Origin of the sequence: Acidovorax sp. JG5, from assembly GCF_017939685.1 — a bacterium.
Classification (GTDB): Bacteria; Pseudomonadota; Gammaproteobacteria; order Burkholderiales; family Burkholderiaceae_C; genus Acidovorax.
The window spans coordinates 1-21,465 of sequence record NZ_JAGKSE010000011.1 but is presented as its reverse complement, the minus strand read 5'-3'; the positions used below and the strand labels follow the sequence as shown (position 1 = coordinate 21,465).

Sequence of the window (21,465 nt, the reverse complement as noted above, 5' to 3'; positions counted from 1 at the left end):
CGCTAGAGGCAAAAAAGACCAAAAATCGGGTTACAGTTGGCATTCGCCGTGCACAACACCCGTGCGTGGTTTTTTCTCGCCCTTGTTTGTCCACCGACCATGGCCCCTCACACCTTCCTCTGGCACGACTACGAAACCTTCGGTGCCAACACCCGGCGCGACCGGCCGGCGCAGTTTGCGGCCATCCGCACCGACGCCGAGCTCAATGAGATCGGCGAGCCGTTGATGCTCTACTGCCAGCCGGCCAATGACTATCTGCCGGACCCGCAGTCCTGCCTCATCACCGGCATTACGCCCCAGCTGTGCCTCGAAAAAGGTGTGCCCGAGCACGCTTTTGCCAATCGCATCGAGGCCGCATTTGCGCAGCCGGGCACCATCGGCGTGGGCTACAACACCATCCGGTTTGATGACGAGATCACGCGCTTCATGTTCTGGCGCAACCTCATCGACCCCTATGCACGCGAGTGGCAAAACCAGTGCGGTCGCTGGGACCTGCTGGATGTGGTGCGCATGACCTATGCGCTGCGGCCGGACGGCATCACCTGGCCCCAAAAGGAAGACGGCTCGCCGAGCTTCAAGCTGGAGCATCTGTCCAAGGCCAACGGCCTCGTGCACGAGGCCGCGCACGATGCGCTGTCGGACGTGCGCGCCACCATTGCGCTGGCGCGGCTGATCCGCCAGCACAACCCCAAACTGTTTGACTTTGCCCTGTCGCTGCACAAAAAAGACCGCGTGGCCGCCGAGTTGCGCCTGCCGGCCACAGCCCTCACGGCGCGTGCGTTTCTGCATGTCTCGGGCATGTTTCCGGCCGAGCGCGGCTGCCTTGCGGTGATGTGGCCGCTGGCCAGCCATCCCACCAACAAGAACGAGCTGATTGCCTGGGACCTCGCCCACGACCCGCGCGAACTGGCCACGCTGGGCGCCGACGAGATCCGCCTGCGCATGTTCTCCAGGGCCGCCGACCTGCCCGAGGGCACCACGCGCCTGCCCATCAAAACGATCCATCTGAACAAATCTCCCATGGTGGTGGGCAATGTGAACACGCTCACCCCCGCGCTGGCGCAGCGCTGGGGCATGGACCTGGCCCAGGCGGCGCAGCATGCCGACATGGCGCGGGCCTTGCCGGACATGAGCGGCATCTGGCCCGCCGTGTTTGCCCGCCCGGCCGAGCCCGCCCCCGATGTGGACCAGGACCTGTACGGCGGTTTTGTGGGTAACAACGACCGCCGCCACCTGAACGATTTGCGCACCATGAATGGCGCAAAGCTGGCCACCGCGCGCACGGGCTTTGATGACCCGCGCCTGGCCGAGCTGGTGTGGCGCTACCGCGCCCGCAACTTCCCTGACACGCTCTCGCCCGAAGAGGCCGGGCGCTGGGAGGCGCACCGCGCCGCCTGCCTGTTTGACGGAGCGGGCGGGGCGCGCACCGTGGAGCAGCTGTTTACCGAAATCGACCAGATTTCGGAAACCGCCGATGACGACCGCACCCAGGAGATTCTGGGCGCCCTGTACGATTACGCCGAGCACATCGCGCCTGAACGCTGACCCCCCTGAGGCGCTGCGCGCCCGGTGCTGGCGCCAGAAGCGCCTGCCCTTCGTGGCCGTCCAAGCCTGCGCAGGCAGGCTTGGAGCCGCGGCCCCTCAGCCCCCCGAGGGGGGACGCACCCCGGTGGCCCGGCGAAGCCGGTTCCACGGGGGCGCTGGTATTCGGGGCGCGCCGGTTTCAGGCTACAGCGCCCATTGCACGCCGACAATCATCCGCAACGTTTTATGACGACACCAAACAACCCCCATTTCACCACCCAGATCGTGCATGCCGACCGCTTGGGCGGCGCCGGGCATGGCGCCATCCACCAGCCCATCCACACCTCGGTGCAATACGGTTTCGACAAGGTCGAAGACCTGATTGCCGTGTTCCAGGGCACCGCCAAGGGTGGCTTCAACTATGCGCGCCAGGGCACGCCCACCACGGCCGCGCTGGAGTCCAAGCTGACGCAAATGGAGCGCGGCCAGGGCAGCATTGTGTTTTCCACGGGCATGGCAGCCATCTGCGCCGTTTTTCTCACGCTGCTCAAGGCGGGCGACCATCTGGTGGCCAGCCAATTCGTGTTTGGCAACACCAACAGCGTGCTCGGCACCCTGGCCGACCTGGGCATCGAGGTCACCACGGTCGATGTGACGGATGCCGCGCAGGTGGCCGCCGCCGTGCGGCCGCACACGCGCATGGTGTTTGTCGAGACCATCGCCAACCCCGGCACCCAGATGCCCGACCTGGAAGGCATCGGTGCGCTGTGCAAAGAGCGCGGGCTGCTGTATGTGGTGGACAACACGGTGGCCTCGCCCTACCTGTTCCGCCCGGGCACGGTGGGGGCGGGGCTGGTGGTCCATTCGCTCACCAAAAGCATGGGTGGCCAGGGCGATGCGCTGGGCGGCGCCGTCATCGACACGGGTGTTTTTGACTGGAGTCGTTACCCCAACATCTTCCCGGCCTATCGCAAGGGCGATGCCAAGGGCTGGGGCCTGCAGCAGCTGCGCAAGAAGGGCCTGCGCGACATGGGCGGCACCTTGTCATCCCACGCCGCGCACCAGATTGCGCTGGGGGCCGAAACGCTGGCGCTGCGCATGGACCGCACCAGCGCCACGGCGCTGGCCTTGGCCCAATGGCTGGAGCAGCACCCTGCCGTGGCGCGGGTGCATTACCCGCTGCTGGAATCGCACCCGCAGCACGCGCAGGCCCAAAAGCACCTCAAGGCGGGGTCGTGGCTGCTGTCGTTCGAGTTGCGCGACCCTGCGCAGTGCCTGCCGCTGTGCAACCGCCTGCATCTGCCCATCAAGGCCACGGGCCTGGGCGACACGCGCACGCTCATCATTCCGGTGGCCCACACCATCTTCTGGGAGGCGGGGCCTGAGGTGCGGGCCAGCATGGGCATTGGCGACAGCATGATCCGCCTGTCGGTGGGCCTGGAGGAGTTGCAGGATTTGCTGGCCGATTTTGAGCAGGCGCTGGCCGCACTTCCTGTGGCTGCGTGACTGCCCTGAAAGCTGTTAGGCTGCTATTGTAATAATAGCTGCTAGCGCTTTACCCATAAGCGCTAGCGGCCAATTTGGCTTGAATTTCAGCCAAAAAACCGGTAGCACACCACAATGGCGGCCACCACACCGGCCAGCTCTGCCAGCAGCGCGCAGGCCACCGCATGGCGCGCCCGCTGAATGCCCACGGCGCCAAAGTACACCGCCAGCACATAAAACGTGGTTTCGGTGCTGCCCTGGATGGTGGCGGCTGCCAGCGCGGCGAAGCTGTCCACGCCCTGGCTCTGCATGGTTTCGATCAGCATGGCGCGCGCCGCGCTGCCCGAAAACGGCTTGACCAGCGCCGTGGGCAGCGCATCGACAAAGCGCGCATCCATGCCCAGCACCTGCACGCACCAGCGGATGGCGTCCAGCACATAGCCCAGGGCGCCCGAGGCACGGAACACCCCCACCGCGCACAGCATGGCCACCAGGTAGGGCAGCAGGCCCTTGGCCACGTCAAAACCCTCTTTGGCGCCTTCGACAAACGCCTCATACACCGCCACCTTGCGCCATGCGCCCACGCAAACAAACAGCAGCACCAACGCAAACAGCGTGAGGTTGCCCAGCAGCGACGACAGCTGCGCCAGCGCCGCCGCGCTCAGCGTGGCCAGCAGCGCCATGAAGCCCGCCAGCCCCAGCGCCACCGGCAGCAAATAGGCCAGCACCACCGGGCTGAACAGCGGCAGCCGCTGCACCACGGCCACGCTGAGCAGCCCCACCAGCGTCGATGCCGAAGTGGCCAGCAGGATGGGCAGGAACACCAGCGTCGGGTCGGGCGCGCCCTGCTGCATGCGGTACATGAAGATGGTGACCGGCAACAGCGTGAGCGACGAGGCATTGAGCACCAAAAACAGAATCTGCGCGTTGGTGGCAGTGTCGGGCTGCGGGTTCAGCTCTTGCAGCGCACGCATGGCTTTGAGGCCCATGGGCGTGGCGGCGTTGTCCAGCCCCAGCGCGTTGGCGGCAAAGTTCAGCGTCATCAGGCCCAGGGCCGGGTGGCCGCGCGGCACGCCGGGCATCAGCCGCGCAAACAGCGGCGCCAGCCAGCGCGCCACGGCGTTCACGATGCCGGCCTTTTCGGCGATGCGCAAAAAGCCCAGCCATAGCGTGAGCGTGCCAAACAGCAGCACCATCACCTCGACCGACAGTTTGGCCATGGCAAACAGGGCCTCCACCATGGCGGCAAAGATCTGGGCGTTGCCGCCCACCAGCCATTGGGCCAGCGCGGCGATGGCGGCGGTGACAAAGAAGCCCAGCCAGAGGGTGTTGAGCAAGGATGGAACTCCGTAGGTGTTGTGGTGTTGCCGGGGGGTGCCATTTTCGGCCGATTCACCGCAGCAATTGGCAGGGGCGCGCCGGCCTGGGTGCGAACCCGGCAATGGATAGCGTAACCCGCATGACGGCCCGCAGCCGCGCAAAAGGCAGGGTGAACCGCCGGGTGGTACCCTACAGGGTTCGGTTGCGCGCTCCGTTTTCGCGGAAAAAACCAGCGCGCATTCGCCCCAAGACAAAAACCAGGCGCCTTTGAACAGCTTCATAGAGCGCCACAACACCAAGGAACATTCGCCATGGGCGCCCAGTGGAAAGCAAAAGGTAAGGCACAAGTCGCAGATGCCAGAGGCAAGCTGTTTGGCAAGCTGGCCAAGGAAATTATGGTGGCGGCGCGCGGTGGTGCCGATCCGGCCGGCAATTCGCGCCTGCGCCTCGTGGTCGAGCAGGCCCGCAAGGTCTCGATGCCCAAGGAAACGCTGGAGCGCGCCATCAAGAAGGGCGCCGGCATCGGCGACGAGGCCGTCCATTTCGAGCATGTGATCTACGAGGGCTTTGCGCCCCACCAGGTGGCCGTGATGGTCGAATGCCTGACCGACAACGTCAACCGCACCGCGCCCGAAATGCGCGTGCTGTTCCGCAAGGGCCAGCTGGGCACCTCGGGATCGGTGGCATGGGACTTCAACCATGTGGGCATGATCGAGGCCGAGCCCTCCACCCCCGGCGCCGACCCCGAGCTGGCCGCCATCGAAGCCGGCGCGCAAGACTTTGAAGCCGGCGACGAAGAGGGCACCACCACGTTCTGGACCGACCCGACCGACCTGGACCTGGTCAGCCGCGCGCTGCCCGCGCAGGGCTTTACCGTGCTGTCGGCCAAGCTGGGCTACAAGCCCAAGAACCCGGTCAACCCCGCCAATTTGACGGCAGAGCAGCTGGAAGAGGTCGAGAGCTTTCTGGCCGCCATCGACGCCAACGACGACGTGCAGAACGTCTATGTGAGCCTGGGCAGCTGATGATCGCCCAGGGGCTGGCCGCCATCCCGGCCAGCGCTGCGCATACCTCCAACACCATTGCATGACCGCTGACCATTACGCAGCCCTCGGACTGGGCGCCAACGCGTCGCTGTCCGACATCAAGAAGGCCTTTCGCCAGAAAGCGTCGTTCTATCACCCGGACAAGAACGATGCGCCCGACGCAGCGCAGCGCTTTCAGGCCGTGCAAAAGGCCTACGAAGTGCTCGCTAACGACGAGTCCCGCCAGGCCTACGACGACAACCGCCGCCGCAACCTGCTGGACGACCCGCTGCAGACCGCGCAAGAGATCTGGCAAACCTATTTCAAGAGCATTCTTCCTTCGTGAAACTTTCCCCTTACTTTTATGACCTGCGTTCGGCCTACCAGGCCGAACTCGATGACCTGATTTCGGACTCGGAGGGCAAGGATGTGCTGCGCAAGCGGCTGGCAGAAAAGCGCTCTGAAATCGGTTTTCTGGTGAAGATGATGGCGCTGGCCCCGGAAATGGTGGCGGTGGTCTTCCACCAGGGCTTTCGTTTTGCCAAGCCTGCGGTGATGGAGCATCTGCTCGGCCAGGGGGCCGACAACCTGCCCGACTGGGGCACGCTGGCAGGCGCTGTCTCGCTGGAACCCTGGGCCGCCAGCCTGGCTCCAACCGTGTTGCGCGAGCCTGGTGGGCCCGTCTTCATGGTCGTGGCAGCGGCGTTGGAGTATTTGCACCAGCATGCGCGCCTGGCCCCGTCACCCGCGCAGGGCGATGCCGAGCCGGATTCTGACGAAGAGGCCGCTGAGCACGACGATGACTACAACGCCCTGAGCGCCGACGATGCCGCCGACCCGCACACCAGCCGCACCCGCGACGAGGCCAGTTCCCACTGGCTGGCCGAGGCCGGCTTTGACCGCAAAGACTGACCAGTCCCAGATTTTCGAGATGTCCCGCACATGAACCACCTGGCCCTCATCACCAAAACCACCAGCCTGATTGCCGCCGGCGACATCGTGGGCGCCGAATCGGCGCTGGCCGACCTGGCCGACACCGAAGGCGACAACGCCCTGATGGTCGTGCTGGACCAGCTGGCACCCAAAGACGTGCTGGCCGTGATGCGCGAGTACGACGACTCCAAGGCGTCCGTCGTCAACCTGCTGGTCACGCCCGAGCAGTTTGCGCGCGCCATGGTGCTGGAAAAGCAATACAAGGATCTGACCCACACGCACCTGCGCAACATGGTCAATGCCGTCATTTTTCGGGACGATGCCGACCCGGTGGAATTCTTGACCGCGATTGGCGACCTGGAAGGCGGCAGCGAGGCCCTGGCCAATTACTTTGCCGAGAAGTGGAGCCGCATCGAAGCCTTTGCCCGCACCGGCACGTTCGATGCCACCGAAGACTATGGCCCCACGCTGAGTGACGACGAGCTGCTGGCATCGGGCTATGTGCAGCCCCGCATCGACCAGGACGAAGTGGCCGACCGCGACTGGATGCAACTGGCCTGGCTGCTGCGCTACGAATGCCGCGACCTCTTCATCGAAACCCTGCTGGTGCTGCGCGCCAAGGCGCGCGCCCACGACATGGGCCTGGAAGAGGGTGACGATTCTGCGGAGGAAGACGACGGCAAGTTTGAAACCAGCGATACCGATCGCGGCAAGGCCACTCCAGCCGCTCGCACGTCTGACGAAGAATCTGCGATTTAGATGACAACCCCCTGTGGCGCTTCGCGCCTTCCCCCTTCTCTCGAATTGCTGCGCAATTCGGGAAGGGGGACACCGCCAGCGCGGCGGGGCGGCCCTTGCGCGGCGGTCCTGGCTTGGGTCGCGCCAGTTGCAAGGCCCAAGAGCAGCGCATAGCGCGATGGATACCAACATGACCGTGGCCGATACGCCTTCCCTTGATGCCCACTCGGTGGCACCCGCCAACGCGCTGCAACTGCACGACGCCCGCCCGTTTTTTGAGAAAGCCCTGGTGCACGGCGTGCAGCACGGCATTCTGGATGCAGCCCGGCTGGCCGCCATCTGCGCCGACGCCCCCAAGGGCATGGTGCAGATCGCCCGCTACTTTGGCAGCGAATTTTTGCGGCCCGAGCTCGAAAAAGCCCGCGACCGCATGGTCAACCTCATCAGCCTGTATTTGCTGGACAGCACGGGCGGCGATGTGGCCAAGGCCGCCGTCTCGTTGCGCGACCATTCGTTCCTGTCGCGCTCCAAGGGCGGCTCGGACATGCTCAAGCGCCTGATCGCCATGCCCGAGAGCAGCAACTTCGGCATGGCCGGCTATGAGGACGCTCAAACGCCGCTGCTGGCGCTGTGGTCGCTGCGCAGCTACACCGATTACCAGGCCGAACTGGCCCGCCGCAGCCAGATGGCCCAGGCCATCCATGCCGCACAGTGGCTGGCCGAGCAATACGACCTCGACACCGACGAGCTCGAAGCCGCAGGCGCCGACGCCGAGGCCGTCATCCGCACTGGTTTGCTCATGCAGGCCCTGGCGCCCCGGGCCATGCACCTGGGTGAGTGGCCCAACGCCGTGGCGCTGGAGAAGCTGGTGACGGCGCTGCGCAAGAAAAAGCGGGCGGCGCCCACCGAACTGCGGCTACCTGCCGGCGTGCCCGCCGACCTGCGCGCGGTGATGCAGGCCCAGTGCGCTGCCGTGCTGGCCGATCTGCCCAAATTGCTGGATGGCGCCACGCCGCTGCGCAACCTGCTGCGCCCCACCGGGGCCTTCCGCGCCCGCTACTTTTTGCTGGACGACCCGCTGGCCGAAGTGGACCATTACCACCGCAGCCTGGATGCGATCGAAGAGGGTGGCGAGCCCCCCCAGCCCGCCAGCAAGACATGGATCAAGGCCACCCAGGGCAACGAAGACGAGCACTCGCTGCTCACCTTGTTTCTGTGCCTTGCGGCAGGAGCCCCCAAGAAGACCCTGCTGACCGAAAAAGCCGCGGCCAGCCTGATCCGCAAGATCCGCAAAAGCGGCCTGCAGCCCGAGCTGGCCACCGAATTCATCCGCAGCCATGCACCGGGCGCCTACCAGGCGGACTACATCGGCATGTGGAACAGCTTTGTGCAGGAGTCGGGCAAAACGCTGGGCAGCGACATGGACTACCAGATGCACGACGCGCTGGCCTTGCTGCGCCGCGAGTGCCATGTTGTGGTGGGGTGACGGTGTGAGAGGGTAGGAATGGCGGCGAGCGCTGTGCAGGTCGTTCAGGGGTGCGCGTCGGTTCCACCCGCGCCGGATCGAACCCCAAGACCCGGTTAACATTCCGCTTGGCTTTTCCTGCCTTCCGTACAACGGGTTCGCAACGCAGGGCCGATTTCCTCCGTTGCCATCCATCGCTCGCCGCCAGCCCACCTTCATCGCTCGTGCACAGCCCAACGCTCGTCATCCTTGCTGGCATTCTTGCCGCGCTGGTCACCACGGTGCTTTATGCCGTGTGGCATTTCAACAAGGGCATTCCCGGCTTGCGGCTGTGGATGCTGTCTTTTCTGAGCGGGGCGGTTTTTTGCGCCAGCTTGCTGGTGCGCGACTACGTGCCGGAAGTGCTGGCGGTGGTGCTGTCGCAGGTGAGCATTGCCGTGGCGGCGTACCTCTGCTTTCTAGGCGGCCGTGCGTACATGGGGCGGCCGCCTTTGCCGCATGCGGTTGCTGCGACGGCTATCGTTGGCGTGGTGGCTGCAGCGGTGTATTTCACGGTGGTGCAGCCGAACCTGGCGATCCGGTTTGCGCTGGCGGGTTCGGTTTCTGGCGTGTGTTTTTTGCTCACAGCCCACACCGTGGCGCGCGGCGGCGTTCGGGACGTGCCCGCACGCTATCTGTTTTCCCTCGTGGCCGGCCTGCATGGGCTTTTCCTGCTGTTGCGGCCGCTGCTGTTCAGGCTGGCCATGCCGGGTTCGGGGGAGGAGGCTGGCGCCGACATGGTGGTGCTGCTATCGCAGTTTGTGGTGCTTGAAGCCACGTTGTCCCTGGTGCTGATGGCGTTTGGCACGCTGATGCTGACCAATGAGCACATCACCCGAGAGTTGCGCCACCTGGCCGAGATGGACCCGCTCACCGACGTATTCAACCGGCGAGCGTTCCTCACGTTGCTCGAAAAAGCCATCAGCAGTGCGCACCGCATACAGTCCGATCTTTCCGTGCTGGCGATTGACCTGGACCATTTCAAGATGGTCAATGACACCTGCGGGCACAAAGGCGGCGACGATGTGCTGCGCCATTTTGTCGGCCTGGCCAGCGGCTGCCTGCGCAATGAGGACGTGATGGGGCGGATGGGCGGCGAGGAGTTCGTCATTTTTTTGCCCAACGCCAGCCGCGCGGGGACCCTTTCCGTGGCTGAGCGCCTGCGCGCCCTGGTGGCCAGCCAGCCGGTGTTGACGGACCGTGGCCCCATCCACCTGACGGTGAGCATCGGGGCCACGCAATACCTGCCTGGTGATTCGTCAGACGCCCTTTTGCAGCGCGCCGACGATGCCATGTACCTGGCCAAGGCGCACGGCCGCAACCGGGTCGAGGCACTGGCCATCGCGCAACCTGTGTGAGCCGATCACGGCAGGCTGTGCCGGAAAATTCAGAATGACGGCAGCCACTCTGCCGGCGGTTTTTGGGGCTTACTTGGTGCCAAAGATGCGGTCGCCCGCATCGCCCAGGCCGGGCAGGATGTAGCCGTGGTCGCTCAGTTCGCGGTCGATGGCGGCGGTGAAGATCTGCACGTCGGGGTGGGCTTTTTGCAGCGTGGCAATGCCCTCGGGCGCGGCCAGCAGGCACACGAACTTGATCGAGCGGGGATTGAGCTTTTTGAGGCGCTCCACCGCGGCGGCGGCCGAGTTGCCGGTGGCCAGCATGGGATCGATCACGATGATGTCGCGCTCGTCCATCTCGGAGGGCATCTTGAAATAGTATTCCACGGGCTGCAGCGTGGCCGGGTCGCGGTACAGGCCGATGTGGCCCACGCGGGCGCCGGGCACCACGTTGAGCATGCCGTCCAGAAAGCCGTTGCCGGCGCGCAGGATGGACACCAGCACCAGTTTTTTGCCGTCGATGACCTTGCCGGTCATGGTTTCGAGCGGGGTTTCGATCTGCACGTCCTGCAGCGGCATGTCGCGCGTGACTTCATAGGCCATCAGCGTGGAGAGCTCGCCCAGCAGGCGGCGAAAACTGTTGGTGCTGGCTTCCTTCTTGCGCATCAGCGTGAGCTTGTGCTGAACGAGGGGGTGGGTGATGACGGTGACGTTGCTCATTGGGAAAGGTCTTTTTTATGTTTCTTGCGGATCGGTACAACAGGGTCAGTCTGCCAGAAAGCGCGAATAGCGCGCCAGATCGACATTGCCGCCGCTGATCAGAATGCCCACCCGGGCGCCCCGCACATCCACACCGCCGTGCTCTGCGCCGGCAAAGGCCAGCGCGCCCGTGGGTTCGACCACGATCTTCATGCGCTCGGCAAAAAAGCGCAGGGCTTGCACCAGCTGTTCGTCGGTGGCGGTGACCATGTCGTCCGCCAGGCGCTGGATGACAGGGAAGGTGAGCTGGCCCAGCGCCTGCGTTTGCGCGCCGTCGGCAATGGTGTGCGGCGTGGCGATCTGCACGATGTGCCCCGCGCGAAACGACTGCTGGCCATCGCTGCCCGCCTGGGGCTCCACGCCCACCACACGGCAGTGCGGGGCCAGCGCCTCGGCGGCCAGCAGGCTGCCAGCCAGCAGGCCGCCACCGCCCACGCACACAAAGAGGTAGTCGAGGTTGGGCACTTCTTCCAGCAGCTCCTTGGCCGCGGTGCCTTGCCCGGCGATGACGTGCGGGTGGTCATACGGCGGCACCAGCGTCATGCCGCGCTCTTGCGCCAGGCGCCGGCTGATGGCCTCGCGGTCTTCGGTGTAGCGGTTGTAGGTGACCACCTGCGCGCCATAGCCGCGCGTGGCGGCCATCTTGCTGGCGGGCGCGTCTTCGGGCATGACGATGACGGCGGGCATGTCCAGCAGCCGGGCCGACATGGCAATGGCCTGGGCGTGGTTGCCGGCCGAGAACGCCAGCACGCCGCCCTTGCGCTGCTCGTCGGTGAACTGGGCCAGGGTGTTGAAGGCACCGCGGAACTTGAAGGCGCCGGTGCGCTGCAGGTTCTCGCACTTGAAGAACAGCTGCGCGCCCAGCCGCTCGTCTGCGGTGCTGGAGCGCAGCACGGGCGTGCGGTGCGCCATGCCGTGCAGGCGATGGGCGGCATCGGCCACATCGGCATACGTTGGCACATAAGCGGGCACGGAAAAGGGTGTCTGGGTCATGTCGGCATCCTTGGGCTGGCGGGTCGCCGGGGAGCGGCAGCCACGCTGGCGCATCATAGCCCGTTGCCGTGCAGTTTGAAGCAAAAATGCCTGCTAGCGCTTACCACGTAAGCGCTAGCAGCTATGGATTTTGATGAATCCGGGGTGGCTGTGCCGGCATGCCGCGCCAGGCACCGCGTGGATGCATGCCGCCTGGGGCTGGGTGCTCAGCCCAGTTCGCTGAACCGCTGCAGGGGCGTGAGCGCCGGGAACTCGCCCGCGCGCTTTTGCTTCATGGCCGTGACCGATTCGCGCACATGCTGGTTGCTCCAGATGGCGCCTTGCAGCCAGCCCATCTGGCGCAGGCTGTCTTCCACCGAATGGTCGCGCGCGTAGTTCACGGCCTGCTTGGTGCCCCAGATGGCGACGGGCGACTTGCAGGCGATCTCTTGCGCGCATTGCAGGGCGGCGGCCAGCATGGCGCCTTGCGTGTCGAAGACCTCGTTGACCAGGCCGTAGCCCAGGGCCTTGGCAGCGCTCAGGCGGCGGCCGGTGTAGGCCAGTTCCTTGACCACGCCCAGCGGGATCAGCTTGGGCAGGCGCTGCAGCGTGCCCACGTCGGCCACCATGCCGATGTTGATCTCCTGGATGCAGAAGAACGCGTCGGCCGTGGCGTAGCGGATGCAGCCCGCCGTGACCATGTCCACCGCGCCGCCAATACAACCGCCATGGATGGCCATGATCACGGGGATGCGCAGGCTCTCGATGCGGGTGAAGGTGGCCTGCATATCGGTCAGCAGATCGAAGATGGCGGCGCGGCCCTCGGGGCTCTGGTCGTCCATGGTGATGGCGCCGCCAAAGGTTTCCAGCGCCATGCCCGCGCTGAAATGTTTGCCGGTGCTGCTGATGACCAGCGCCCGCGCCTCACCCGCCTGGTGCAGCTGGGCCAGCACCGCGTCTAGCTCGCGCCAGAAGGTGGGGTGCATGGTGTTCATGGCCTCGGGTTTGTTCAGAACCAGATGGGCCACGTGGTCGGTGATGCTGAGGGAAAAGCAGGTGAGGGTGTTCATGGACGTGGAATGTAGGCCCGGTGTGTTGCGCTGCGTCGTCGCACAGGCGACTTTGAATGAAATATGCCACTGGCGCTTGTGTATCAAGCGCCAGTAGCTATAAAAACAGGAGTGATGGCGCTGCGGATGCGGGCTCCGCAACGCCCCGGGCCACCCGCAGATTCAGCGCCGTTTGCTGCCGCCGAAGATGCCGCCCAGCACGCCGCGCAGGATCTCGCGCCCCAGCGAGGTGCCCATGGTGCGCACGGCCGACTTGGCCATGGTCTGGGCCAGGCCGTCGCGCTTACCGCCGCGCGGGCCGGTGCTGCCAAACAGCACGTCGTTCAGGCCGCCCAGCAGGCCGCCGCCTTCGTCGGCAGTCGCACCGTTGGCGCTCTTGCCATTGCCTGTTGCATTGCCGGCCTGCTCGCTGATCTCGGTAGCGCGGCCCTTGAGCTTTTCGTAGGCCGATTCGCGGTCCACAATCTTTTCGTACACCCCCGCCACGAGTGAGCTGGCCAGCAAGGCCTGGCGCTGCTGCGGCGTGATGGGGCCCAGCTGGCTGCCCGGCGGCAGCACGAACACGCGCTCGGTCACGCTGGGGCGGCCCTTGGCGTCCAGAAAGCTCACCAGCGCCTCGCCCACGGCCAGCTCGGTGATGGCGGTTTCGATGTCCAGGCCCGGCTTTTGCCGCATGGTGGTGGCCGTGGCTTTGACGGCCTTCTGGTCGCGCGGCGTGAAGGCGCGCAGCGCGTGCTGCACGCGGTTGCCCAGCTGGGCCAGCACGCTGTCGGGGATGTCGAGCGGGTTCTGCGTGACGAAGTACACGCCCACGCCCTTGGAGCGCACCAGGCGCACCACCAGCTCGATGCGCTCGATGAGCACTTTCGGCGCCTCGTTGAACAGCAGGTGGGCCTCGTCGAAGAAGAACACCAGTTTGGGCTGCTCGGGGTCGCCGATCTCGGGCAGTTGCTCGAACAGCTCAGACAGCATCCAGAGCAGGAAGGTGGCGTACAGACGCGGCGAGTTCATGAGCTTGTCGGCCGCCAGGATGTTGACCACGCCGTGGCCGTCCACGGTCTGCATGAAGTCCTGGATGTCGAGCATGGGCTCGCCAAAGAACTGTTCGCCGCCCTGGCTCTCGATCTGCAGCAGGCCGCGCTGGATTGCGCCCACGCTGGCGGCGCTGACGTTGCCGTATTCGGTGGTGAACTCCTTGGCGTTGTCGCCCACGTACTGCAGCATGGCGCGCAGGTCTTTCAGGTCCAGCAGCAGCATGCCGCTGTCGTCGGCAATCTTGAACACGAGGTTGAGCACGCCGAGCTGGGTCTCGTTCAGGTTGAGCATGCGACCCAGCAGCAGCGGGCCCATGTCCGATACCGTGGCACGCACCGGGTGGCCCTGCTCGCCAAACACGTCCCACAGCGTGGTGGGGCAGGCCAGGGGCGTGGGCAGGGGCAGGCCGCGCTCCTTGAGCACCGCCGCCAGTTTGTCGCCAATCTTGCCGGGCTGGCTGGCGCCCGTCAGGTCGCCCTTCACATCGGCCATGAACACCGGCACGCCGATGCGTGAGAAGTTCTCGGCCAGGGTTTGCAGGGTCACGGTCTTGCCCGTGCCGGTGGCTCCGGTGATGAGCCCGTGGCGGTTGGCCAGGCCGGGCAGCAGGTGGCATTCGATGGTGTCGTGCTTGGCAATCAGGAGGGGTTCGGCCATTTCGGGTTTCCTCGGATCGGTGGCGGGCAAAAGTAAAATCGCGGCCACTAGATTAAATCAATACAAAAGGACTTCCCGTGGCAGGACACAGCAAATGGGCGAATATCCAGCACCGCAAGGGGCGGCAGGATGAAAAACGCGGCAAGATCTGGACCCGCATCATTCGTGAAATCACTGTGGCCGCCCGTGCCGGTGGCGGCGATCTGTCTGCCAACCCCCGCCTGCGCCTGGCGGTGGACAAGGCCAAGGCGGCCAACATGCCCGCCGACCGCATCAAATACAACATCGACAAGGCCACGGGCAACGCCGAGGGCCTGACCTACGAAGAAATCCGCTACGAGGGCTATGGCATTGGTGGCGCCGCCATCATGATCGACACCATGACCGACAACCGTGTGCGCACCGTGGCCGAAGTGCGCCACGCGTTCAGCAAACACGGCGGCAACATGGGCACAGAAGGCTCGGTGGTCTTCCAGTTCAAGCACTGCGGCCAGCTGATTTTTGCCCCCGGTACCAGCGAAGACAAGGTGATGGAAGTCGCCTTGGAGGCGGGTGCCGAAGACGTGGTGACCGACGAAGACGGCGCGGTGGAGGTGCTGACCGCCCCGGCCGACTTCGAAACCGTGAAAAATGCGCTGGAGGCCGCAGGCCTCACTGCCGAGGTGGCGGGCGTGACCATGCGGCCCGAAAACACCATCGAACTGACCGGCGAAGACGCCGCCAAGATGCAAAAACTGCTGGACGTGCTGGAAGACCTGGACGACACCCAAGAGGTCTATCACAACGCGGCGCTGTGACTCTGCACCAGTGGGCCACCGTTTTTTTCTTGCCCTGACTTGTTTTCCGACTGATATTCCCCCGAACCCCGCCCAGCAGCACGGCGCTGTGGGCCGGGTTCACCAAAGGTTCCTATGAAAGTACTTGTGATTGGTGGCGGCGGCCGTGAACACGCGATGGCGTGGAAGCTGAGCCAGTCCCCCAAGGTGACCAAGGTGTTTGTGGCGCCTGGCAATGGCGGCACGGCCTTGAATTCCAAGCTCGAAAACGTGGGCATCTCTGACGTGCGCGAGCTGCGCATGTGGGCCCAGACCGAGAAAATCGGCCTGACCGTGGTGGGCCCCGAGGCGCCACTGGCGGCCGGTGTGGTCGATGAGTTCCGTGCCAACGGCCTGCGCATCTTCGGCCCCACCAAGGCTGCGGCCCAGCTCGAAAGCTCCAAGGCCTTCTCCAAGGCTTTCATGCGCCGCCATGGCATCCCCACGGCCGATTACGACACCTTCACCGACCCGGTGGCGGCCCATGCGTTTGTGGACCGGCTGGGCGCCCCCATTGTCATCAAGGCCGACGGCCTGGCCGCTGGCAAGGGCGTGGTCGTTGCCATGACGCTGCAGGAGGCCCACGATGCCGTCGATTTCATGCTGGTGGACAACAAATATGGCGTGGCGCACAACGAAGGTGTTGATGGAAAGGCCTTGCCGCGCGTGGTGATCGAGCAGTTCCTTGAAGGCGAGGAAGCCTCGTTCATCGTGCTGTGCGATGGCAAGAACGTGCTGGCCCTGGCCACCAGCCAGGACCACAAACGCCTGAAAGACGGCGACGAAGGCCCCAACACCGGCGGCATGGGCGCGTATTCGCCCGCGCCCGTGGTCACGGCCGATGTGCATGCCCGCGCCATGCGCGAGATCATCCTGCCCACCATCCGGGGCATGGAAAAAGACGGCATTCCCTACACCGGCTTTCTGTATGCCGGCCTGATGATCGACGCCAAGGGCCAGCCCAAGACGCTCGAATTCAACTGCCGTATGGGCGACCCCGAAACGCAACCGATCCTGATGCGCCTGAAAAGCGACTTCTGTGACGTGCTCGGCGCAGCCGCCGATGGCAAGCTCGACCAGATGGAACTGCAGTGGGACCGCCGCACCGCGCTCGGCGTGGTCATGGCTGCCCACGGCTACCCTGAAACCCCGCGCAAGGGCGACCCCATCACCGGCCTGCCCGCCGAGGCGGACGATGCCGTGGTGTTCCATGCAGGCACGCAGCTCAAGGACGGCGTGGTCAGCGTGACCGGCGGCCGCGTGCTGTGCGTCACCGTGCTGGCCGACAGCGTCAAGCAGGCGCAGCAACGTGCGTATGACGTGGCGCGGGGCATTCACTTCGACGGCGCTCAGTACCGGCGCGACATTGGTTTTCGGGCGCTGAAGAGCTGATGTCTGGCTCGCAGACTCTGAACACGGCCGACACGGTGACCCGTGTGCGCAGCTACCTGCAGGGCCTGCAGGCCCGCATTACCGATGCACTCGAAGCCGTGGAAACCGCTGAAGGGGAGGGCGGTGCGCGCTTTCTGGCCGACGCATGGCGCAAGCCGCCCGGCGAGCCGCTGCAGGGCGACGGCATCACCAAGATCCTGGAAGGCGGCCGCGTGTTCGAGCGCGCGGGCTGCGGCTTCAGCCATGTGCGCGGCCCGCAACTGCCGCCCTCGGCCACGCAGCACCGGCCCGAACTGGCGGGTGCGCCGTTCGAGGCCATGGGCGTGTCGCTGGTGTTCCACCCGCGCAACCCTTACGTGCCCACGGTGCACATGAACGTGCGCATGATCGCTGCGGGCCACCCTGGGCAAGCGCCGACCTGCTGGTTTGGCGGTGGCATGGACCTCACGCCGTACTACGGTTTCGAGGAAGACGCGGTGCACTTTCACCGCACCTGCAGCGATGCCCTGGCGCCGTTTGGCGACGACAAGTACCCGCGCTTTAAGCAGTGGTGCGACGAATACTTCTACCTCAAGCACCGCAGCGAGCAGCGCGGCGTGGGCGGAGTGTTCTATGACGATTTCTCGGAGTTGGGCTTTGAGCAAAGCCTGGCCATGACGCAGTCGGTGGGCGATGCCTTTCTGAGCGCCTACCTGCCCATCGTGGAAAAGCGCCAGGCCACGCCGTTTGGCGAGCGCGAGCGCGGCTTTCAGCTCTACCGCCGGGGCCGCTATGTGGAGTTCAACCTGGTGTGGGACCGGGGCACACACTTTGGCCTGCAGTCAGGCGGGCGCACCGAGTCCATTTTGCTGTCCATGCCGCCGCTGGTGGCGTGGTCGTATCAGCGTTCCGATGCTGCCGATTCGGCCGAAGCTGAGCTGGCGCAGCGCTTTCTGGTGCGGCGCGACTGGCTCGCTGAAGTTGCCTGAAGTGTTGCCTGAAAGTCCTGAAAATCGCAAAAAGCTATAATTTCAATAGCTGCCTGCGCTTTTCACACCTGCGCTAGAGGCCAAAAACACCTCAAACTGACGCAGCGCCACCGCGCAACACCCAAGGCGCAGCCCGCTGGCTGTGCGCTGCGTTGCACGCTATATTGATCCCATTCTCTTCATATATTCACCGCCTGATGACCACCTCCACCAAATCGGAAACCGCCGCCAAAAAAGACGTCACCAAACTCCAGCGCGCCATCGTCGATGGCCTGGAAGACGTCAAGGCGCAAGACATCCAGGTCTTCAACACCGAGCATCTCTCGCCGCTGTTTGAACGGGTGATCGTGGCATCGGGCACTTCCAACCGCCAGACCAAGGCCCTGGCCGCCAGTGTGCGCGATGCGGTCAAGGACGCGGGCTTCGTGAAGCCACGCATCGAAGGCGAAGAAAACGGCGAATGGATCATCGTGGACTGCGGCGCCGCCGTGGCACACATCATGCAGCCCGCCATCCGCCAGTACTACCGCCTCGAAGAGCTGTGGGGCGACACCCCCGTGCGCCTGAAGCTCGGCGCCGCCAAGCCCGTGTCCAGCGCCGCCACCGAGCTGGCCGAAAAGAAGTCGGCCCAGAAGGCTGCCAAGTCCGGCGCGAAGGCTGCTGGCAAGGCGCCCGCCAAAAAGGCAGCGGCACCTGTGGTGGCGGCCCGCTCGGGCAAGGCCACGGTCAAGGCTGTCGCCAAAACAGCCGCCAAGGCCGCAGCCACTCCCGCTGCCAAGACGACTGCAAAAGCACCAGCCAAAGCCATCACCAAGGCTCCAGCCAAGGCGCCCGCAAAGCGCAGCAGCGTTGCCAAGGCCGCGCCGGCCAAGGCATCGGCAAAGCCAACAACTGCTGCCAAGAAGCCAGCGGCCACCAAGGCAGCGATCAAGACCGTGGTCGTCAAGCCATCGGCCCCCCGCAGCAAGACGGCTGCTGCCGCCAAGACCGGTGCCAAGCCCATCGCCGCCCGCGGTGGTGCTGTCGCCAAGCCGGCAGCCAAGAGGGCACCGGGCCGCAAGTGAATGGCACGGCGGCCCACCGACGACCCGAACCTGCGCACAGCGCCTGAGCGGTCATGAAGCTGCTGATCGTGGCCGTGGGCCAGCGTGTGCCCGACTGGGCGCAGACGGCTTACGACGATTACGCCAAACGTTTCCCGCCCGAGCTCAAGGTCGAGCTCAAGGCCGTCAAGACCGAACCGCGTGGCTCCAAAACGCTGGAGACGCTGTACGCCGCCGAGCGCGAGCGCATCGAAGCCGCCATCCCGCGTGGCACGCGCGTGGTGGCGCTGGACGAGCGCGGCACCAATCTCACCACCAAGGCTTTGGCCGAACGACTCAAGGGCTGGCAGCTGGGCGGGGACGACGTGGCTCTGGTCATCGGCGGCCCGGACGGGCTGGACCCTGCGTTTCGCCAGGGCGCACACGAGCGCATCCGTCTCTCGGATCTGACTCTGCCGCACGCGATGGTGCGGGTGCTGCTCATCGAGCAGTTGTACCGCGCCTGGTCGGTGAACGCCGGGCATCCCTACCACCGCGAGTGAGGCCGGCATTGGGGGGGGATTACTCTGTTTTTATAGCTGCTAGCGCTTGATGGGTAAGCGCTAGAGCCGATTTTTATCAAAATCCGTTCATGCCTGACTTCATCTACCTTGCCTCCCAAAGCCCGCGCCGGCGCCAGCTGCTCGAACAGCTGGGCGTACGCCACGAACTGCTGCTGCCCAACGCGGACGGTGACGAAGCCGAAGACGCCGAAGTCATCGAGGCGGTGCTGCCCGGCGAAGCGCCTGCGGCCTATGTGGAACGCGTGACCGGCCTCAAGCTCGACGCCGCCGTGGCCCGCTGTACGCGCCGGGGTTTGCCTGATGCGCCCATCCTGTGTTCCGACACCACTGTGGCGCTGGGCCGCACCATCTACGGCAAGCCCGACGATGCCGCCCATGCCGCGCGCATGCTGTCCGAACTGGCAGGACACGAGCACCGCGTGCTCACCGCCGTGGCGTTGCAGGTCGGCCCCAAGCGTCTTTCAGCCCTGTCAGTGTCGCGCGTCATTTTTGCGGCCATGACACCTGCGCAGATCGCCGCCTATGTGGCCACGGGCGAGCCGCTGGGCAAGGCAGGGGCCTACGGCATCCAGGGGCGGGCGGCGGCGTATGTGGAGCACATGGCGGGCAGCTATTCGGGCATCATGGGGTTGCCCATGTACGAGACAGCACAACTGCTGCGTGCTGCGGGATTTGCGATCTAAGCGACGCGAACAAAAGACAACAATCACTAAGCCATGCAACAAGACATCCTGATCAACTGGTCGCCCCAGGAAACCCGTGTGGCCGTGGTGGAGCATGGCGCCGTGCAGGAGCTGCACATCGAGCGCACGCTCGAACGCGGCCTGGTGGGCAACGTCTACCTGGGCAAGGTCTCGCGCGTGCTGCCCGGCATGCAGTCGGCCTTCATCGACATCGGCCTGGAGCGCGCGGCCTTTTTGCATGTGGCCGATGTCTGGCAGCGCCAGCCCGATGGCGAGCCACCCGCATTTGCGCGCAAAAACGAACCGCAGGTGCCGATTGAAAAGCAGGTGTTCGAAGGTCAGGCGCTCATGGTGCAAGTCATCAAGGACCCCATCGGCACCAAGGGCGCGCGGCTGTCAACGCAGATCAGCATCGCGGGCCGCCTGCTCGTTTTTTTGCCGCAGGACGACCATGTGGGCGTGTCACAGAAGATTCCCGGCGCAGAGCGCGATGCCCTGCGCGCCCGGCTGCAGTCACTGGTGGGCGACAAGTCCACGGGCGGGGGCGGCGGCTTCATCCTGCGCACCAATGGCGAGGATTCGACCGATGCCGAACTGGCCGAAGACATTGCCTACCTGCGCAAGACCTGGGCGCGCATCAAGGAGGCATCACTCAAGCTGCCCGCCATGTCGCTGCTGCACCAGGATCTGGATCTGTTGCAGCGCGTGCTGCGCGATCTGGTGGGCGACCACACGCAGACCATTCGCCTTGATTCGATGGAGCAGTTCCAGCGCCTGCGGGCCTTTGGGCAGGAGTTCATGCCCGCAGCGGCGGGCAAGCTGCAGCATTACAAGGGCGAGCGCCCGATTTTTGACCTGTACTCCATTGACGAAGAAGTTGCCAAGGCCCTGGGCCGCCGGGTCGATCTGAAATCGGGCGGCTACCTGATCGTGGACCAGACCGAGGCGCTCACCACCATCGACGTGAACACCGGCGGCTACGTGGGTGCGCGCAACTTCGACGACACCATCTTCAAAACCAACCTGGAGGCCGCCCAGGCCATCGCCCGCCAGCTGCGCCTGCGCAACCTGGGTGGAATCATCATCGTGGATTTCATTGATATGGCCCGCGACGACCATCAGGAGGCCGTGCTCGCCGAGTTCAAGAAGCAGCTTGCGCGCGATCGGGTCAAGACCATGTCGGGGGGGTTTTCTCAATTGGGCCTCGTCGAGATGACGCGCAAACGCACCCGTGAATCGCTTGCGCACATGCTGTGCGAGCCCTGCAGCGCCTGCCAGGGGGCTGGGCAGGTGAAGACAGCGCGCAGCGTGTGCTACGACGTGTTGCGCGAAATTCTGCGTGAGGCCCGCCAATTCAACCCGCGCGAGTTTCGCGTGGTGGCTTCGCCCCGTGTGGTGGAGCTATTTCTGGACGAGGAAAGCCAGCATTTGGCGGGCCTGAGCGATTTCATCGGCAAGCCCATCTCGCTTCAGGCTGAGAGTGCCATGGGGCAAGAGCAATACGATATTGTGTTGCTGTAGCTCCGACGCGGAGCAAGGGTGGATGGGGTGGCTATTCCTCGTGGCAGATAGCTCGAAGTGCTCGATTCTTTTGTGTTCTCAATTTCCATGCTATAGTCACAGGCTTCGCTGTTCGGAGGCG

At 65.0% G+C, this 21,465-nt stretch carries 20 protein-coding genes; 15 read left to right on the top strand and 5 right to left on the bottom strand.

Features of this window, described 5'->3' with window-relative positions; genetic code table 11:
• The first annotated feature begins 99 nt into the window (after positions 1 to 99).
• Both sbcB and J8G26_RS12400 read left to right on the top strand, forming a co-directional pair.
• Positions 100 to 1,545 carry an exodeoxyribonuclease I gene (sbcB, locus tag J8G26_RS12405; protein ID WP_210569223.1) on the top strand — a complete coding sequence of 482 codons (1,446 nt, stop codon included), beginning with the start codon at positions 100 to 102 and terminating at the stop codon, positions 1,543 to 1,545.
• Between the two features lie 225 nt (positions 1,546 to 1,770).
• Positions 1,771 to 3,030, top strand: a complete 1,260-nt coding sequence (locus J8G26_RS12400) for a cystathionine gamma-synthase family protein (protein WP_210569221.1) — start codon at positions 1,771 to 1,773, stop codon at positions 3,028 to 3,030.
• A gap of 86 nt (positions 3,031 to 3,116) precedes the next feature.
• On the opposite strand, the gene J8G26_RS12395 is transcribed toward J8G26_RS12400, so the two are convergent.
• Positions 3,117 to 4,346, bottom strand: a complete 1,230-nt coding sequence (locus tag J8G26_RS12395) for a spore maturation protein (RefSeq protein ID WP_210569220.1) — start codon at positions 4,344 to 4,346, stop codon at positions 3,117 to 3,119.
• Positions 4,347 to 4,640: 294 nt separating this feature from the next.
• On the opposite strand from J8G26_RS12395, the gene J8G26_RS12390 reads away from it, so the two are divergent.
• From J8G26_RS12390 to J8G26_RS12365, 6 genes are all read left to right on the top strand, one after another.
• Positions 4,641 to 5,354 carry a YebC/PmpR family DNA-binding transcriptional regulator gene (locus J8G26_RS12390; RefSeq protein WP_087745568.1) on the top strand — a complete coding sequence of 238 codons (714 nt, stop codon included), beginning with the start codon at positions 4,641 to 4,643 and terminating at the stop codon, positions 5,352 to 5,354.
• A gap of 61 nt (positions 5,355 to 5,415) precedes the next feature.
• Positions 5,416 to 5,700, top strand: a complete 285-nt coding sequence (locus J8G26_RS12385) for a J domain-containing protein (protein ID WP_210569218.1) — start codon at positions 5,416 to 5,418, stop codon at positions 5,698 to 5,700.
• Positions 5,697 to 6,266, top strand: coding sequence for a hypothetical protein (locus tag J8G26_RS12380; RefSeq protein ID WP_210569216.1), 570 nt, complete (start codon positions 5,697 to 5,699; stop codon positions 6,264 to 6,266). Before J8G26_RS12385 ends, J8G26_RS12380 begins: the two co-directional genes overlap by 4 nt.
• A gap of 30 nt (positions 6,267 to 6,296) precedes the next feature.
• On the top strand, positions 6,297 to 7,046 hold the full coding sequence (locus J8G26_RS12375; protein WP_087745573.1) for a hypothetical protein: 750 nt from the start codon (positions 6,297 to 6,299) through the stop codon (positions 7,044 to 7,046).
• Between the two features lie 169 nt (positions 7,047 to 7,215).
• The gene (locus tag J8G26_RS12370) at positions 7,216 to 8,511 is read left to right on the top strand and encodes a hypothetical protein (RefSeq protein ID WP_210569214.1); all 1,296 of its coding nucleotides are present in this window, start codon (positions 7,216 to 7,218) and stop codon (positions 8,509 to 8,511) included.
• A 203-nt stretch (positions 8,512 to 8,714) separates the two neighbouring features.
• Complete coding sequence (locus J8G26_RS12365) at positions 8,715 to 9,887, top strand: GGDEF domain-containing protein (protein WP_210569212.1); 1,173 nt, start codon at positions 8,715 to 8,717, stop codon at positions 9,885 to 9,887.
• 69 nt (positions 9,888 to 9,956) lie between these two features.
• Here the strand turns inward: J8G26_RS12365 and upp are convergent, their stop codons facing one another.
• From upp to J8G26_RS12345, 4 genes are all read right to left on the bottom strand, one after another.
• The gene (gene upp / locus J8G26_RS12360; RefSeq protein ID WP_210569209.1) at positions 9,957 to 10,586 is read right to left on the bottom strand and encodes a uracil phosphoribosyltransferase; all 630 of its coding nucleotides are present in this window, start codon (positions 10,584 to 10,586) and stop codon (positions 9,957 to 9,959) included.
• Positions 10,587 to 10,631: 45 nt separating this feature from the next.
• Complete coding sequence (locus J8G26_RS12355) at positions 10,632 to 11,618, bottom strand: threo-3-hydroxy-L-aspartate ammonia-lyase (RefSeq protein WP_087748257.1); 987 nt, start codon at positions 11,616 to 11,618, stop codon at positions 10,632 to 10,634.
• A 206-nt stretch (positions 11,619 to 11,824) separates the two neighbouring features.
• Positions 11,825 to 12,667 carry an enoyl-CoA hydratase-related protein gene (locus tag J8G26_RS12350; RefSeq protein WP_087745577.1) on the bottom strand — a complete coding sequence of 281 codons (843 nt, stop codon included), beginning with the start codon at positions 12,665 to 12,667 and terminating at the stop codon, positions 11,825 to 11,827.
• Between the two features lie 162 nt (positions 12,668 to 12,829).
• Positions 12,830 to 14,359: a helicase HerA-like C-terminal domain-containing protein gene (locus tag J8G26_RS12345; RefSeq protein WP_087745579.1), complete on the bottom strand. Its 1,530-nt coding sequence runs from the start codon at positions 14,357 to 14,359 to the stop codon at positions 12,830 to 12,832.
• A gap of 77 nt (positions 14,360 to 14,436) precedes the next feature.
• Between J8G26_RS12345 and J8G26_RS12340 the strand changes: the two genes are divergently transcribed.
• From J8G26_RS12340 to rng, 7 genes are all read left to right on the top strand, one after another.
• Positions 14,437 to 15,156 carry a YebC/PmpR family DNA-binding transcriptional regulator gene (locus tag J8G26_RS12340; protein WP_087745583.1) on the top strand — a complete coding sequence of 240 codons (720 nt, stop codon included), beginning with the start codon at positions 14,437 to 14,439 and terminating at the stop codon, positions 15,154 to 15,156.
• 114 nt (positions 15,157 to 15,270) lie between these two features.
• Positions 15,271 to 16,566 carry a phosphoribosylamine--glycine ligase gene (purD, locus tag J8G26_RS12335; RefSeq protein WP_210569208.1) on the top strand — a complete coding sequence of 432 codons (1,296 nt, stop codon included), beginning with the start codon at positions 15,271 to 15,273 and terminating at the stop codon, positions 16,564 to 16,566.
• Positions 16,566 to 17,534 carry an oxygen-dependent coproporphyrinogen oxidase gene (gene hemF, locus J8G26_RS12330; protein WP_210569205.1) on the top strand — a complete coding sequence of 323 codons (969 nt, stop codon included), beginning with the start codon at positions 16,566 to 16,568 and terminating at the stop codon, positions 17,532 to 17,534. The genes purD and hemF overlap by 1 nt, the downstream gene beginning before the upstream one ends.
• A gap of 197 nt (positions 17,535 to 17,731) precedes the next feature.
• The gene (gene rsfS / locus J8G26_RS12325) at positions 17,732 to 18,598 is read left to right on the top strand and encodes a ribosome silencing factor (RefSeq protein WP_210569203.1); all 867 of its coding nucleotides are present in this window, start codon (positions 17,732 to 17,734) and stop codon (positions 18,596 to 18,598) included.
• Positions 18,599 to 18,651: 53 nt separating this feature from the next.
• Complete coding sequence (gene rlmH / locus J8G26_RS12320; RefSeq protein WP_010458753.1) at positions 18,652 to 19,119, top strand: 23S rRNA (pseudouridine(1915)-N(3))-methyltransferase RlmH; 468 nt, start codon at positions 18,652 to 18,654, stop codon at positions 19,117 to 19,119.
• 89 nt (positions 19,120 to 19,208) lie between these two features.
• Positions 19,209 to 19,823, top strand: coding sequence for a Maf family protein (locus J8G26_RS12315; RefSeq protein ID WP_087745589.1), 615 nt, complete (start codon positions 19,209 to 19,211; stop codon positions 19,821 to 19,823).
• Positions 19,824 to 19,856: 33 nt separating this feature from the next.
• The gene (rng, locus tag J8G26_RS12310) at positions 19,857 to 21,344 is read left to right on the top strand and encodes a ribonuclease G (RefSeq protein ID WP_087745592.1); all 1,488 of its coding nucleotides are present in this window, start codon (positions 19,857 to 19,859) and stop codon (positions 21,342 to 21,344) included.
• The last annotated feature ends 121 nt before the right edge of the window (positions 21,345 to 21,465 follow it).

What these genes read in the sequence shown, in the direction of transcription:
- sbcB (WP_210569223.1), top strand. Translation starts at nt 100, where the DNA reads ATGGCCCCTCACACCTTCCTCTGGCACGACTACGAAACCTTCGGTGCC.
- rlmH (WP_010458753.1), top strand. Translation starts at nt 18,652, where the DNA reads ATGAAGCTGCTGATCGTGGCCGTGGGCCAGCGTGTGCCCGACTGGGCG.
- J8G26_RS12345 (WP_087745579.1), bottom strand. Translation starts at nt 14,359, where the DNA reads ATGGCCGAACCCCTCCTGATTGCCAAGCACGACACCATCGAATGCCAC.
- J8G26_RS12375 (WP_087745573.1), top strand. Translation starts at nt 6,297, where the DNA reads ATGAACCACCTGGCCCTCATCACCAAAACCACCAGCCTGATTGCCGCC.
- J8G26_RS12385 (WP_210569218.1), top strand. Translation starts at nt 5,416, where the DNA reads ATGACCGCTGACCATTACGCAGCCCTCGGACTGGGCGCCAACGCGTCG.
- J8G26_RS12370 (WP_210569214.1), top strand. Translation starts at nt 7,216, where the DNA reads ATGACCGTGGCCGATACGCCTTCCCTTGATGCCCACTCGGTGGCACCC.
- purD (WP_210569208.1), top strand. Translation starts at nt 15,271, where the DNA reads ATGAAAGTACTTGTGATTGGTGGCGGCGGCCGTGAACACGCGATGGCG.
- J8G26_RS12315 (WP_087745589.1), top strand. Translation starts at nt 19,209, where the DNA reads ATGCCTGACTTCATCTACCTTGCCTCCCAAAGCCCGCGCCGGCGCCAG.
- J8G26_RS12355 (WP_087748257.1), bottom strand. Translation starts at nt 11,618, where the DNA reads ATGACCCAGACACCCTTTTCCGTGCCCGCTTATGTGCCAACGTATGCC.
- hemF (WP_210569205.1), top strand. Translation starts at nt 16,566, where the DNA reads ATGTCTGGCTCGCAGACTCTGAACACGGCCGACACGGTGACCCGTGTG.
- rng (WP_087745592.1), top strand. Translation starts at nt 19,857, where the DNA reads ATGCAACAAGACATCCTGATCAACTGGTCGCCCCAGGAAACCCGTGTG.
- J8G26_RS12350 (WP_087745577.1), bottom strand. Translation starts at nt 12,667, where the DNA reads ATGAACACCCTCACCTGCTTTTCCCTCAGCATCACCGACCACGTGGCC.
- J8G26_RS12400 (WP_210569221.1), top strand. Translation starts at nt 1,771, where the DNA reads ATGACGACACCAAACAACCCCCATTTCACCACCCAGATCGTGCATGCC.
- rsfS (WP_210569203.1), top strand. Translation starts at nt 17,732, where the DNA reads ATGACCACCTCCACCAAATCGGAAACCGCCGCCAAAAAAGACGTCACC.
- upp (WP_210569209.1), bottom strand. Translation starts at nt 10,586, where the DNA reads ATGAGCAACGTCACCGTCATCACCCACCCCCTCGTTCAGCACAAGCTC.
- J8G26_RS12390 (WP_087745568.1), top strand. Translation starts at nt 4,641, where the DNA reads ATGGGCGCCCAGTGGAAAGCAAAAGGTAAGGCACAAGTCGCAGATGCC.